Raw genomic sequence first — 13,887 nt, forward strand, 5'->3', positions numbered from 1 at the left:
AGCGGTAGATTTCACCGTCATCGACTTCATGCCCACCACCCGCGCAAACGCCACGTTGATAGCAAGGATCCCGGAAGACCCCACCTTGTGGGCGCTTGGCCGCACGCTCGACGAGAACCCGCAACGGATGCTGGCCGATCCGATGACGACATTATGGGACGTCACGCACAGCACAGGCCCCGATACCGCCGATGCCGCCGAACACCTCAAGGCTGCCCTGAAGAACGGCCAACTCCTTGTTTGACATTGTTGTCTCCTCGACTTCCAACGCGTCAGACCTGGGCTACCGGGCGCTCGCAGATCTAGCGACCGCCGCAGAGGGACTCGACTACCGCGTTGTCGGTGGCCACATGGTTCAACTGCTACTTCTCGCGTACCCCACCCCCGAGGCTCAGAAGAGTGTCAGAGCGACCTCCGACGCCGATGCGGGAATTGAGCGGCCACTCGCCATCGGGCAAGACATCCACCACCGGTTACTCGAACTCGGTTACACCCCTCAAGGCAACAGATATGAGAAGAAGGCAGCCGATTCATCGGCGGATTCACTCGCCGTGGACCTCCTCGTCCCGCGAACGTCAACCGAAAAGACAGCGATTCTCGGCGACCGCGCATTCGACGCCATCCCCGGCCTCAACCTGGCAATGGCAGCCGAACCGACGATGATCGCCGCAAACGTTCGCCTCACACGCGGTGACTACCTGACGTTCGCCGTCCCCGTACCGAACCCGGAATCCGCTCTGGTGCTCAAAGCTCTCGCGTGGAAGTCTCGAAATGCACCCAAAGATCTGACCGACATCTCATCGCTACTCGAACTTGCCTACCTACACAGCGAATCACTCGTGTGGAAGCTCAACCATCCAGACCACATACGCAAAGGCGACCGACGAGACGCAGCCCATGCCCTGATCATGCTCAAAACGCTACTGACAGAACAGCGCATCCCACCCGCACCCTCGCGATCAGAACCCGCACGAATGGCGTCACTGATCCACAGACTCGTTCTCAACCCGCAAGATGTCCTCGCCAAGACTGACCTGCCGAACTAAGACAAGCATGCAGCGTCATCCACGCCGCGACAGTCGTCCGCTCGGTGAGCGCTCGTCCGGCCAACGCCAGTGCGATCTCACGGACGAAGGCGGCTGGAAGTCGATAATCCTCGGTGACAAAGGCATCGTCACCGAACCTCAACATGATCACCAACCACCAAATAGCGAACAAAATCCACTCAGAGATACAGGAAGGCCCCTCACCGCTGAATAGACTGGTCCCCGGACGCTAGCACTGAATTTCTCAGTCCAACTTCCGGGGAGCAGTTCAGTGCGCGGCGCTAGGGGTTCGCCAGGCCACTTACGTCAACGGCCTAAGTGAGGGTCGGGTGCTTGTGCTGAAACTCAACATCGCGATCGATCTCACCGCACCTGCATGCGGTACCGCGTCCTCTCATCTTAGTTTCGGACTGATATCGAGTTATGTCGTTGTTCACCGCGGGTCGAGTTCATGCTCTTGTGCGGCGGACCACGCCGTCGGACTCAGACCGAAGTATCGACGGAACCACCGCGAGAATGCACTCAGGTCCGAAAATCCTAGTGCTGCAGCAACATCGGTGAAGGTTCGGTCACCCTGTGCGAGATGTCGCCGCGCAAGATCCTCACGCACGGAATCGACGACGGACGAGTAAGTCTGACCCGACTTGGATAAGTGCCGATACAAGGTGCGCCGGTCCATGCCTAGACTGCGCGCGATCCTGCTCGCCGTGCACCCCCCACCAGGTAGGAGCGCCTCGATCATATCGCGCACACGGTCGTCAACAGACGAGTCCTCCCGCGGCGCGAGCAGATCCAGATATTGCCGTGCATAGGGCCGAAATAGTGGATCCGACAAGGGATTCGGTGAGTCCAGGTCACTGGAATAGAGCACCAGACCGTTGAAGTCCCGCTCGAACGCGACGTTAGGTCCCAGCACGCGGTGGTGGATGTCGAGTGTCGTCGGCGCATCGTGGACGAAGCAGGTAGACAGCGGACTCCAATCATCTGGCAGAAATGTGCCGAGTATCCGGGAAATGGCAGCGACGGTCAGTTCGATCGACTGACGTCCGAGTGCCATACCGGTTTCCGACTCGATCTGCAGAGACACAAGTCCGTTGAACTCGACGAGCCGTGGTCGAATGGCCTCGTTGTGAAACTGCATGTGACGCAACACTGTTGTGAGGGCACTGCGGACGTCGGGCTCTTCCCTGGCGACCAACCCGATCAGTCCGAGATTCGAGACTCGTCGCCCCTCTGCCATCCTGACCCCGAAGGTCTCACACTCCGTAACCACGGCCGTGCGCTCGAGTAACTCGTCTACCACTTGAGCTGCGAGCCACGCGTCCGGTGTGGCGAGAGTAGCCGGGTCGATACCCACCGCCCGCATGGTCGGATCCGGATCCGAGCCTAGAGACTGCGCTACCTCCACGTACCCGTTCAGAACTGAACTTCGCACCTTCAGCACTTTCGCCATCGACTCTCTCTAATCGCCCCAAGATGACAAGGAAAATGTCCCAATCGGACAAGACTAATTGACCCAATCGGTCTATCGTGACATGAGTCACCGAGCTTGTCACTCCCGTCGGTAAGTCAGGAGCACTACGGCTCGGATCGCTGTTCTGGACACCACCCAGCATCCGCCGACACCGCCCTGATCGAACACATCGTCAACACAAGGCGGCCGACTTGACCCACGTCGGCCCGAACATACTACGCCGCAACGGTTCTCGAACGCATGCTGTTTCAGGACCAGCGTCATATCGAAGACGTGCTCCAACGAACACGACTTCAGAACAAGGAGCACACATGGAACTGGAGACCCAGTCTCTCGCAACCGAAGCCGATCCCGGCGGCGGCCGTCGGTCCAGGATCTTTCCGTGGGCAGTGTTCGTACTGATCTTCGGGCTGATGATGTCGGACTACATGTCCCGTCAGGTCCTCAGTTCGGTCTTCCCCGTCCTCAAGGCCGATTGGAACCTGTCGGACTCACAGCTTGCGGCCCTGACCAGCGTCGTAGCTCTGATGGTAGGCGTCTTGGCGCTCCCGATGTCACTGTTGGCCGACCGTTGGGGCCGCGTCCGTAGCGTCGTCCTGATGGCAGTCTTGTGGAGTATCGCGACCGTCCTGTGCGCCGCGGCGAGTAACTACACGCAGCTGCTCGGAGCCCGTTTTCTGATCGGATTCGGTGAAGCCGCATACGCAAGCGTGGGCTTGGCGGTCATGCTCGGAGTCTTCGCCCCACGACTCCATGCCTCGCTCGGCGGCGCATTCCTCGGTTCGGCATTTTTCGGCTCGGTCATCGGTGTCGCCCTCGGCGGCGTCATTGCCGATCGACTCGGTTGGCGCGCGGCGTTCTTGATCATGGCCGCTTTTGGGCTGAGTCTCGTCGTCCTCTTCCGGATCGTCGTCAGCGAGAATCGCTTGGCGCGCCATGCCTTTGATCAGTCGGTAGCCGGAGCCCCGGTCGCAGCTGGTGGCCGCGCTCCGATCTCGAGCTTGTTCACCAATGCCTCCCTGACGTGCGCATACATCGGTGGTGGAATGCAGTTCTTCGTCGCGGGAGTGCTGCTCGCTTGGCTTCCCAGCTATTTCAACCGCTATCACGATATGGATGCAGCGAGTGCAGGTTTGGCCGCGTCGTTCTTCGTGCTCCTGATCGGAGCCGGAACGGTGCTCTGTGGCATCGCTGCAGACCGGTTCGGGCGTCGACGGCCTGAGCGGCGATGGAGTGCCGCCATCGCGTATGCCGTCATCGCAATGTTGTGTCTGATGATCGGATTCCAGCTGGAGAACGGCCCGGTCCAGTTGATTCTGCTGGGCACCGGAGCGTTCTTCTGCTCCGGGTTCTCCGGTGCCACAACGGCGGTCGTTGCCAGCCTCTCGCACCCGTCGATCCATGCATCGTCCTTCGGCGTGGGCACCCTTGCCAACAACGTCTTCGGCCTGGCGCTCGGTCCAGTCGTCGTCGGAATTCTGTCCGACCGACTGGGACTGCTCGGCGCACTGCAATGGGTCCCCCTCGCATATGTCGTGTCGATTGCTGTCCTCGTTGCCGGCATGAAGCTCTACCCCGCCGGTCTTCGCAAGCTCGCCTCAGTGCCGCTCAGGGGTTCGGAGATGGAGCCTGTAGTACCGAACACAGCCGGCGTTTCCGCATAGATCCCCGTCCACACACGAAATGCCTCGGCATCTGCTGCGCGGATGTCGTGTCACCGATTCACCGATTCACCGATTCACCGATTCACCGATTCACCGATTCACCGATTCACCAAGAGGAGATTAAGGAAATGCAGCTACTCGACAAGGTCGCCCTCGTGACCGGAGCAGCACAGGGATTGGGCCGTTCCATCGCCCTCGCCATGGCACGCGAAGGCGCCAACCTCGTCCTGTGCGACCTGCAAGAGGACAAACTGGCGGAGGTCTCCGCCGAGATCGAGGCGCTGGGCCGCAAGAGCCTGGCGCTGCGTTGCGACGTTTCGTCCAAAGATCAGGTCGTCGAGACGTTCGCCCGAGCCGCCGAACATTTCGGCACCGTTCACATCCTGGTCAACAATGCTGCCCTGGTGCCGAACTCGCCGGCGGATGAGGACCGGCGCAGCAAGCACTACGCCTACGTCACCACGCCGATGGAACGCCAGTCCATGGGTATCACCAGCAGCCTTACCGACGAAGACTGGCTCAAGTGGTGGAACGTCAACGTCCACGGCGTCTTCTACTGCACCCGTGAAGCATTGAAGTACATGGAGCCTCAGGGCTACGGCCGCATCATCAACATCGCCTCGATCGCCGGCATCTCTACCGGGAGCACGCACAGTCCCGGCTACTCAGCCGCCAAGGCCGCTGTTGTGAGCCTGACCAAGACAGTTGCTCTCGATGTCGCCGGCGCCGGAATCTACGTCAATGCCATCGCGTGCGGAGGAGTTCTCACCCCTCCCTTCCAGGCGTATCTCGACAACGCCACCGAGGACGAGAAGCGCAACCTGTACCAGATGATTCCCGTCGGCCGCCTAGGAAGACCGGAAGAATATGCCTCCCTCGCCGTCTACCTGGCGGGCGAGAACCACTACCTGGTCGGTCAGATAATCAGCCCCAACGGCGGCGTGGTCATCTAACCACCACCAACAGCAATCCACATCGAAAGACCTCTCTCACCAGAGTTTTCGCCCCAGACAGGAGCTACACCATGCATTTCCACGACGACGCACTCTTCCCCGAAAACCAGGACAAACTGGTCATCACCGTCGCCCCTTACGGCCCCGAGTGGGCGGTCGAGGACTTCCCCGAGGACCTGCCGCTGACGATGGACGAGCACATCCAACAGGCAGTCGACTGCTACGAAGCCGGCGCGTCGGTGCTGCACATCCACGTCCGCGAGCTCGACGGCAAGGGCTCCAAGCGGCTCTCGAAGTTCAACGAACTCCTCGGACGGCTCCGTGAAGCGGTTCCCGAGATGGTCCTGCAGGTCGGCGGATCGATCTCGTTCGCGCCGGAAGGTGAAGGCGCCGACGCGAAGTGGCTCTCCGACGACACCCGTCACATGCTCGCCGAGCTGGACCCCAAGCCCGACCAGGTCACGATCGCGATCAACACCAACCAGATGAACATCGGGGAGTTGATGACCGCGGACGACATTGCGGGCACGTCCCTGGCGCGTCCGGAACTGCAGGAGACGTACCGGGAGATGATAATTCCGGCCGGTCCGGCCTGGGTCGAGGAGCACCTGCGACGGTTGCAGGCAGCCGGCATCCAGCCGCTGTTCGCGCTGACCGGTATCCCGGGGCTTGAGACCGTCGAGCGGCTCATCCGCCGCGGCGTCTACACCGGACCGCTGAATGTGACGTGGACCGGCATCGGCGGGGGTTTCGACGGACCCAATCCGTACAACATCATGAACTTCATCCAGCGTGTCCCCGACGGTGCGGCACTGACGCTCGAGTCCCTCATGCGCAGCGTGTTGCCGGTCAACACGATGGCGATCGCGATGGGCCTGCACGCCCGATGTGGCAACGAGGACACCATCTGGGGCCGTAAGGGCGAGAAGATGACCTCGGTTCAGCAGATTCAGCAGCTCGTGCGCATCGCCGGTGAACTCGGCCGCGAGGTCGCCACCGGCAAGGATGCCCACGACATCTACAAGATCGGGCAGACCTACCGAGACGCGGACGAGACTCTGGCGAAACTCGGCTACGCACCGAACCGCCGCCCCGGCCAGGTCGGTTTCACCCACCACGCCTAGCAGTCCGGCTCGTGTACACGGTGGGGCACGAAACCAGGTTTCGTGCCCCACCTTCCGGGCGGTTCGTACCGCCCGGAAGGCCACGTTCCGAGATCAGCGACAGATCCGCGGCCGCAGAATTTTTCTCCCCACCCCCACCCAGGAGTTCCACGTGACCAATGGCTTGACCATGGACGACTACCCCCTATCACTGACCGCTGTGGTCGAGCGCGCCGAACAATTCCACAGCACCAAAGACGTCGTAACACGCCGACCCGACGGCAGCATCGCCCGCACCACCCTCGGCGCATGCGCACGCCGGGCACGAAGGCTGGCGACCGCCCTGGCCGACCTCGGCATCGGGGACGGCGACAAAGTCGCAACCCTGCTGTGGAACCAAGCCGAGCACCTCGAAATGTACTTCGCCGTTCCCTCAATGGGAGCGATCGTGCACACCCTCAACCCGCGCCTGCACGCGGACGAGCTGACCTTCATCGTCGGCGACGCCCAGGACCGGGTGATCGTCGTCGACGAATCCCTACTCGAGGTATTCGACAGCTTCCGACTCACACACCACTTCGACCATGTCATCGTCGTTGCCCACGATCGACCGGCGCCGGCGGGAATGCTCGACTACGAAACCCTCATCGATACCGCCGAACCAATGATTTGGCCTCTCATCGACGAACGACAGGCCGGCGCAATGTGTTACACGTCCGGCACCACCGGCCGACCCAAAGGCGTCGTCTACTCCCACCGTGCGATCGTGCTCCACTCGATGGCCGTCGCACTACCCGACGCGTTGGGCGTATCGGCACAGGACACCCTGCTGCCCGTGGTGCCGATGTTCCACGTCAACGCCTGGGGACTTCCCTACGCCGCCGCACTCCTCGGTGCCCGGCTGGTGCTACCCGGACCGAAACTGGACGCCGTCAGCGTGCTCGACCTGATCGAGACCGAGAAGGTCACCATGACCGCGGGAGTTCCGACTGTGTGGATGGCGATGCTCGACGCCCTCGACGCCGAGCCGCAGCGCTGGGACCTACGCCACCTCGACCGGTTGATCGTCGGCGGAGCAGCGGCACCACGCAGCCTGCTCGAGGGATTCGACCGCCACGGTCTGACGGTTGTGCAGGCCTGGGGCATGACCGAGACTTCTCCGATGGGCACCGTCAGCCGCCTCCCGGAAGACCTCGAAAACTGCGACGACAACACAAAATACGACTTCCGGGCCCGACAGGGTGTCGCGATGCCGTTCTTCGACATCCGTGCCCGGGACGAGGACGACGGGTTCATCGAATGGGACGACGTCGCCATGGGTGAGCTCGAAGTGCGTGGCCCCTGGGTGGCGTCCGGCTACCACAACGGCACGGGCGCAGACAGTTTCACCGATGACGGCTGGTTCCGCACCGGGGACATCGTCCGCATCGACCACCGCGGCTGCATCCGGATCTGCGACCGCTCCAAGGACCTCGTCAAGTCCGGCGGCGAGTGGATCTCCTCGGTCGATCTCGAAACCACCTCATGGCGCACCCGTCGGTTGCAGAGGCCGCGGTGATCGCCGTCCCCGACGAGCGATGGGGTGAGCGGCCGTTGGCGGTACTCGTCCTCCGAACCGGCATGACTGCCGACACGGAGCAGCTTCGTGAACACCTCTCGACCGAATTTGCTCGGTGGCAACTGCCCGAGCGGTTCGAGTTCGTTTCCACCATTCCGCGAACCGCGACCGGCAAGTTCAAGAAGAGGGATCTACGCGACCAATTCACCGCCTGACCCGGCAGTCGTGAACATCCGGACAGATGCGGAGTGGCGAGTCAGCGCTCACGCGGCATCTGTCGCAGCACGATCTCGGCGAGGTGCATGTCCCGGGGCGTCTCGACGGCGTCCCGGACCGCACACGTTCACCTCAAGGTGGACACCGGCATTGGCCGCAACCAACCGAGTCCGCCGCGAGAACGCGAGGCGTACCCCGAAAATTGGAGTTGACCGTCAATCCCGAAGACCCCGGACAGCAGGCCCCTTCGGGACCAAACGCGCAACCGTCACCTCTTCCTGACAGCGGAGACGACCTCTACCGATTCCCGACGATTCTTCACCGACCTGGAGACATGAGGATGCTCTACCGATCAACAATAGAAATCCCTACTCACCCAGCACCATTCACGACCACAGCACTACGGGAGCTCATCGCGAAACTCACCCGCGACTGCGGCGTCGATGCCGACACCACGGCGGACCTCATGCTGGCAATCAACGAAGCCGCGATCTTCTTGCTCAGCCACGCCGCACGGGACAATGTACTCACGTGCCAGTGCGCGCTGCAGACCGGCGTGCTGCGCGTGACGCTTGCAACGAGAATGGGGTCGCAGATCCCCCGGATCCGTATTCCTTCGAGTTGTATATAGTTCGCCAACTCGTCGATCGAATGGACCTGGAACTGCACTCGGAATCGAGCACCTCATCACCAACTGCGATACTCGTTCTCGAAAGAGGATTTGTCGAAATACGTTGTGAGAGAGATAGTTCAACAGTTCCCCCACAGCTAATCCGGCTTGAGGATCAACACGAACCATACAGGCAAGGATCGTCTGCACATCGACCGCGTATAGCGCTCCTCTCGGTCAGAGTCCTGCCGGACTCGGCGACGGCTTCCTCGATATCGCTTGCGGCTTTGGTGATCCGCCGATCCAGTTGCCGCACCTCGGCTACCAGGTCAACAACAAGGCCGCGTTGCACGGCGGCACTGCCGATCTGTCGGAGAGTCCGCTCGGGGTACCCGACTGCGGCTTCGGCTGCCTCAACCCCCACACGTTCAGCTGGCTAGAGCGTGTCAGTGCAATTCGATTCTCGCTGAAGTTCCTTCATGCGCGGCCATCGAAATAGTTGCCCGCCAACCGATCACCCAAAGTTATTGAAACACAACAATATTTCGGAACACCCGAAAATCGACCTTCCCGAGCCCGCTGCACACCCCGAATCGACGAGCAGCAGCCTCTCCCGCACCCCGGCCGATGAGATCGTTCCGCATATGCGACCCATCGGACTTCGACTAAACGAGCACGCCAGGCACCTCACGTGTGTCACCTTATGTACCTAGACGCCCACACTCCCGGACGTCTCCGAACAGGAGGACCACACCCCCATGCTCCACCCACGAAAATCGATCCTCGCGTCGCTCGCCTGCGCCGTGCTGGTCGCCGTCGCCGGAACCTCGGCCGCGCAAGCCGCTCCGAGAGCCGACGGCGCCCTCACCGCGTCACCCGTCACCCGGGACACGGCCGACATCTCGGCCGTGTCCCGGGTGACGGGTGACGCGGCCGCCGATCAGCGGATCGTCGACTACTGGACCCCGGAACGTATGCGGAACGCCCGCGAGCCGGTCCTGACCAAGGACGCCTCGGGTGCCGTCACGAGGACCAGCCAAAGCCAAGTGGCCGCAATCGATCCGGACGAGGATGGAATCGTCGACGGTTACCAGCCTTCCCGGATTGCCGGGAAGCTCTTCTACCGCGACCCGGCGGACGGCGAACCTGGGTCCTGCTCGGGCACCGTGGTCAACGCCCCCTCCAAAAGCCTGGTCCTCACCGCCGGCCACTGCCTCAAGACCGGGGGCGTAAACGGGACCCCCGGCTACTTTTACGATCAAGTCATGTTCGTCCCTAACTACAAGTACATACCGCAGAACGTCCCCAACATCTATTTCGTGGCGGACACGATGGCGGTCGCGCAACAGTGGAGCAAGTACGGCAACGTTGGCAAGGACCTCGGCGCCTTAGTGGTGAAGAGGGTGGACGGGCTCACCCTCGAAGAGCACACGGGCAGAGGCGCCACATTCGTGTTCGACCAGGGCGCGGCCACGCAAAGACGGATCATCACCCAGGCGTATCCCCTCGACATTGACAATGGCGGTACCCAGGCGACCTGCCGTTCCACGACCGCGCTCGCCACAGGTTGGTCAACAGGCGGCATCGAAATTGGGGACTGCCGCCTCTCCCTGGGGGCCAGTGGTAGCGGATGGATCCTCAACTGGGGGGACGCGAACAACCAGCAGATAACCGGTGTGACCAGCATGGTGGCCACCAACGACGGAAGCAACTTCTCGCCGTACTTCGACAACGTCCTCAACATCATGTACACCTCCATGAGCACGATGAATCCGTCTGCCTGACACCGCGCGTGTACGGGCTGGAGTAACAGCCGAACGGTCGGCGCCGTCAGCGAGCCCCGAGGCTCGCACTATCGCCACTGGTCCCACCACAACAGCCTCGGCGCACACGGCCGCAGCGGGGCGCTGTCACATGATCGAGAATTTCAGCGGCGCAGCTGATTTAGAGCACTAGAAGCACGCAACAGCTAGGACTGTTCGCTCAGGTCGCGTCGGCGAGAGCAGCCCCAGCTTGTAGGAAACCAGCGGCTCGATGTCACTCAATACGAAAGGCCCGCACCGTGATCCGGTGCGGGCCCTTCTTCGTCCACTGCTCGCGCTCGATGATGACTGATCGCCGAGCGGTCCACTCCCAACCGCTCGGATGAAGTTCACCGGTTCCGCCGGAATCGCCGGCAGTTCACCGCGACGCTTCCACCTCGGACAGTGTCGCGTCGGCGAGTTCAGGGGGTAGCCAGATGCGGGCCCATTCTTGCAAGTCACCGGAGATGTGGAACAGCCACGATTGCGCAGCGAACTCCTCCCATGCACGTGCGACGTCGTCGAGGTAGCGCTGCTGGGACGCAGTGAACGCGCTCGCCGGCTCGGCGTGCACCTTCTTGTTCCTGCTCCACAGATTCTTCCGCGCCGCCCATCTCATCGCGCCAGTCAAACACGCCCCCTCACCAACCGCTGCAGTCCCCGTCGAGTGCAGCGGCGCGGGCACGGGCATGCGTCCACTCCGGTACATCCCACACACCCACTACAACCACCCAGGAACGTGCCATCACCGTAGGTCAGAAGGTTGCGCCGAAGTAGTTCAACGGCCGAACCTGTACTTCGCTCATCTCGACGCAGAAGGAGTTAACCCCTCGCTGCTCAGCGAGTTCGGCGGCGGTCTCGATGCCTGTGAGCCCGCCACCGACGACGCTGATCGAGGAGCTAGTCGGCAGTGCCGCAAGCTTCGATTTGAGACGTGCGGCAGGACTGGCGCTTACATCGTGACCAGCGCGCGACCGAAGATCTTGCCATCGGCCAGGGCGGTCACGGCGCTGTCGATGTCGACCAGTGCTTAGCGATCGGTGACGAGGGCGTCGAGATCGAGTAGTCCGCGCCGATGCCAGTCGAGGTACGTGGCGATGTCCGCGTGCGTGCAGCTGCCCGCATTTGTGTGCTTCGATCAGGGCGCATCGTTCATCCATCGACGGTGGAACGGTTTTCTCACCAACCCCTAAGAGTTCACTAACGAACGCCCAGTTTTCCGGCCATAGATTCGGAGATGTCGAGGCCAGCAGGGCCGCGGCACCGAGCGAGGAGATCACCCATGCGCAAGACCGTCATCGACAACCCCGCCCGCCGGCGAGTAGCCATCACCGCAGCCGGAATCGCTGCCGTCGCCGCGATCGCCGTGCCCGGCGTTGCCTGGGCCAGCGGCGGCCTCTCCGAGACCGCACCGGCCGTAATCTCCGCCCCCATCGTGGAGAGTGCCCCGGCCATGCAGTCCGACACCCCGAACAGCGAGTGTGGCCGCGATCTGACCCCGGAAGAGGTCGACGCGCTGGTCGAGAAGGGTGAGATCAGCCTGGCCGACATCACGCCCGCAGCCGCCATCGAACCCGCGGTCGTCGCCAGCGCCGAGGAGATCCGTGCCTACGCCGAGGGGACCGGTACCGGCGAGGCGGCCGTGAGCACGGACGCGCAGAACGGCGGCGTCACACCCGCCGTAGCGGCCTGCTGACCCGGTAAGTGCTGCGGGGCGGGCGGGCCTCGTTCCTCCGCGATCAGGTTCGATGGATCAGGTGACTGACACCGTCCGCATCCTGATCGTCGACGACGACACCAAGGTCCTCTCGTCCCTCGGTCCGGAGGTTCCGTCTGTCCGGTTTCGGCATCGAGACCGCGAACGACGGGGCCTCCGCGGCGTGCTCGGCCGGACGCAACTGAAGCGCCGGGTGTGAGGCTACGACGTCGACACGGACACTAATGTCGTCGACGTGTTCGACACGGACACTAATGTCGTCGACGTGTTCGACACGGACACCAATGTCGTCGACGTGTTCGTCACGTACCTGCATAGAAAACTGGAGGCGACGGAAATGCCGCGAGTGCTGAACACCGTGCGGAGAGTCGGATTCGTACTGCCGGAGCAGCTATGAGGGTGCGCCGGCGATCCCCGTCCCTCCGGACCCGGGTGGCAATGGTGTCGGCACTGTCCGCGGCCGTCGTCATCGCCGCGATCGGTATCGCATGCGCCGTGTTCCTGCGAGTGAACGGATCCGCTCAGCTCGACCGCACACTCGACTCGGTGGTGCTGAGCGTGGCCGCCGAGACGACGATCGCGGAAACCTCGGAGCTCCCGAGCGCGGGGACCCCGGAGCCGGCGGTGACCGCACCCGGCGACCACGTCGCCGAATCCGACACGGTCCGAACGGAAACCCTGGCGGGGACGACCGTGCGCGCCCGCGACGTCCCGGTCAACGGCACAGACGGCACGTACCTCGCCGTCACCGTCCCAGAAGACACACTGTCGCAGGCGATCCGCCAACAACAGTGGCAGGTCGCGGCAGCCGCGGTCGCGGCGATCGCGGTGGCGGCCGGGCTCGGCTGGCTGCTCGCCGGCCGTGCCGTGCGGCCCCTGCAACGGCTCGCTGCCGCCACACGCACTGTCGGGGACGACCCGTCCAACGTGCTTGCGAACGTTCGAGGCGCCCGCGAGGCGGAGGAACTCTCCGACGCGATCACGCACATGCTCGGACGGATGCAGCAGGCGCGTAACCGAACCCAGGAAGCGCTCCGCGCGGCTCGCGACTTCGCCGCGGTGTCCGCCCACGAGCTGCGCACCCCGCTCACGTCCATGCGCACCGACCTCGAGGTGCTGGCGACGATGCCGCTCTCCGACGAGCAGCGCGCCGAGATCGTGCGCGATGTCCTCGCCACGCAGCGTGAGGTCGAGACGACGCTCACGGACCTCGAGCGTCTGGCGGTCGGTGAACTCTCCGACGTGGCCGACCATGAGGAATTCGACCTCGTCGACCTTGCGGATCGCTGCGTGCAAGAGTCCGCGCGGCGGCTACCCGACCTGGAGATCGAACTGTGTGGCCCGGACGCGCTGACGGTCCGCGGGATTCCGTCGGGGCTGCGGCTGGTGCTCGACAATGCGATCACCAACGCGCTCCGTCACGGGCACGCCGAGCGGGTACGGATCACCCTCGCCGAGAACGGTGCTCACGGCATCGCCGTCACGGTGGACGATGACGGTATCGGTATCCCCGAGCGTGAGCGGGCGGGGATGTTCGTCAGGTTTACTCGGGGCTCGGCCGCGCAGGTCGAGGGTTCAGGGCTCGGTCTGGCGTTGATCGCTCAGCAGGCCGCGTTGCACGGCGGCACCGCCGGCCTGTCGGAGAGTCCGCTCGGGGGTACCCGACTGCGGCTTCGGCTGCCTCAACCCCCACACTCGGTTGGCTAGATTGCCGGCGCGGCGGACCAGGGTGTCGGTCGGACAT

At 63.1% G+C, this 13,887-nt stretch carries 14 protein-coding genes and 3 pseudogenes; 14 read left to right on the plus strand and 3 right to left on the minus strand.

Annotation, left to right across the window (positions count from 1 at the left end; all coding sequences use genetic code 11):
- Together BDB13_RS32305 and BDB13_RS27410 are read left to right on the plus strand one after the other, a co-directional pair.
- Window positions 1-244, plus strand: a pseudogene (locus tag BDB13_RS32305) (hypothetical protein); the annotation flags it as partial.
- Window positions 237-1,046, plus strand: coding sequence for a nucleotidyl transferase AbiEii/AbiGii toxin family protein (locus tag BDB13_RS27410; protein WP_094275252.1), 810 nt, complete (start codon window positions 237-239; stop codon window positions 1,044-1,046). The pseudogene BDB13_RS32305 and the gene BDB13_RS27410, both read left to right, overlap by 8 nt.
- A gap of 433 nt (window positions 1,047-1,479) precedes the next feature.
- On the opposite strand, the gene BDB13_RS27415 is transcribed toward BDB13_RS27410, so the two are convergent.
- Window positions 1,480-2,499: an AraC family transcriptional regulator gene (locus BDB13_RS27415; protein ID WP_217902170.1), complete on the minus strand. Its 1,020-nt coding sequence runs from the start codon at window positions 2,497-2,499 to the stop codon at window positions 1,480-1,482.
- Window positions 2,500-2,831: 332 nt separating this feature from the next.
- Between BDB13_RS27415 and BDB13_RS27420 the strand changes: the two genes are divergently transcribed.
- The 7 genes from BDB13_RS27420 to BDB13_RS27450 all read left to right on the plus strand — a co-directional run bounded on the left by BDB13_RS27420 (window position 2,832) and on the right by BDB13_RS27450 (window position 10,408).
- Entirely contained in the window at window positions 2,832-4,184 is a 1,353-nt protein-coding gene (locus BDB13_RS27420) for an MFS transporter (RefSeq protein ID WP_094275253.1), read from the plus strand.
- A gap of 128 nt (window positions 4,185-4,312) precedes the next feature.
- Complete coding sequence (locus tag BDB13_RS27425) at window positions 4,313-5,137, plus strand: SDR family NAD(P)-dependent oxidoreductase (RefSeq protein WP_094273899.1); 825 nt, start codon at window positions 4,313-4,315, stop codon at window positions 5,135-5,137.
- Between the two features lie 71 nt (window positions 5,138-5,208).
- A complete protein-coding gene (locus BDB13_RS27430; RefSeq protein WP_094275254.1) occupies window positions 5,209-6,261 on the plus strand; it encodes a 3-keto-5-aminohexanoate cleavage protein in 1,053 nt (350 codons plus the stop codon).
- Between the two features lie 151 nt (window positions 6,262-6,412).
- Window positions 6,413-7,798: an AMP-binding protein gene (locus BDB13_RS27435; RefSeq protein WP_254923073.1), complete on the plus strand. Its 1,386-nt coding sequence runs from the start codon at window positions 6,413-6,415 to the stop codon at window positions 7,796-7,798.
- The gene (locus BDB13_RS33170; protein ID WP_254923074.1) at window positions 7,765-8,013 is read left to right on the plus strand and encodes an AMP-binding enzyme; all 249 of its coding nucleotides are present in this window, start codon (window positions 7,765-7,767) and stop codon (window positions 8,011-8,013) included. The genes BDB13_RS27435 and BDB13_RS33170 overlap by 34 nt, the downstream gene beginning before the upstream one ends.
- Before the next feature lie 335 nt (window positions 8,014-8,348).
- Window positions 8,349-8,645 carry a hypothetical protein gene (locus tag BDB13_RS27440; protein WP_094275255.1) on the plus strand — a complete coding sequence of 99 codons (297 nt, stop codon included), beginning with the start codon at window positions 8,349-8,351 and terminating at the stop codon, window positions 8,643-8,645.
- A gap of 737 nt (window positions 8,646-9,382) precedes the next feature.
- Window positions 9,383-10,408: a trypsin-like serine peptidase gene (locus BDB13_RS27450; protein ID WP_094275257.1), complete on the plus strand. Its 1,026-nt coding sequence runs from the start codon at window positions 9,383-9,385 to the stop codon at window positions 10,406-10,408.
- A 397-nt stretch (window positions 10,409-10,805) separates the two neighbouring features.
- Here the strand turns inward: BDB13_RS27450 and BDB13_RS27455 are convergent, their stop codons facing one another.
- Both BDB13_RS27455 and BDB13_RS33175 read right to left on the minus strand, forming a co-directional pair.
- On the minus strand, window positions 10,806-11,000 hold the full coding sequence (locus tag BDB13_RS27455) for a hypothetical protein (RefSeq protein ID WP_141210711.1): 195 nt from the start codon (window positions 10,998-11,000) through the stop codon (window positions 10,806-10,808).
- 238 nt (window positions 11,001-11,238) lie between these two features.
- A pseudogene (locus tag BDB13_RS33175) lies at window positions 11,239-11,367 on the minus strand (FAD-dependent oxidoreductase); the annotation flags it as partial.
- On the opposite strand from BDB13_RS33175, the gene BDB13_RS33180 reads away from it, so the two are divergent.
- The 5 genes and pseudogenes from BDB13_RS33180 (at window position 11,361) to BDB13_RS27470 (ending at window position 13,850) form a co-directional block, all read left to right on the plus strand.
- Window positions 11,361-11,492, plus strand: coding sequence for a hypothetical protein (locus BDB13_RS33180; RefSeq protein WP_254923178.1), 132 nt, complete (start codon window positions 11,361-11,363; stop codon window positions 11,490-11,492). The pseudogene BDB13_RS33175 and the gene BDB13_RS33180 overlap by 7 nt on opposite strands.
- A gap of 216 nt (window positions 11,493-11,708) precedes the next feature.
- Window positions 11,709-12,122: a hypothetical protein gene (locus BDB13_RS27460; protein ID WP_094275259.1), complete on the plus strand. Its 414-nt coding sequence runs from the start codon at window positions 11,709-11,711 to the stop codon at window positions 12,120-12,122.
- 61 nt (window positions 12,123-12,183) lie between these two features.
- Window positions 12,184-12,342 carry a hypothetical protein gene (locus BDB13_RS32310; RefSeq protein ID WP_176459757.1) on the plus strand — a complete coding sequence of 53 codons (159 nt, stop codon included), beginning with the start codon at window positions 12,184-12,186 and terminating at the stop codon, window positions 12,340-12,342.
- Between the two features lie 69 nt (window positions 12,343-12,411).
- Window positions 12,412-12,540, plus strand: a pseudogene (locus BDB13_RS27465) (winged helix-turn-helix domain-containing protein); the annotation flags it as partial.
- Between the two features lie 41 nt (window positions 12,541-12,581).
- On the plus strand, window positions 12,582-13,850 hold the full coding sequence (locus BDB13_RS27470) for a HAMP domain-containing sensor histidine kinase (protein ID WP_254923075.1): 1,269 nt from the start codon (window positions 12,582-12,584) through the stop codon (window positions 13,848-13,850).
- Window positions 13,851-13,887: the final 37 nt, after the last annotated feature.

Source organism: Rhodococcus sp. OK302 (assembly GCF_002245895.1).
In the GTDB taxonomy this organism is placed as follows: Bacteria; Actinomycetota; Actinomycetes; order Mycobacteriales; family Mycobacteriaceae; genus Rhodococcus_F.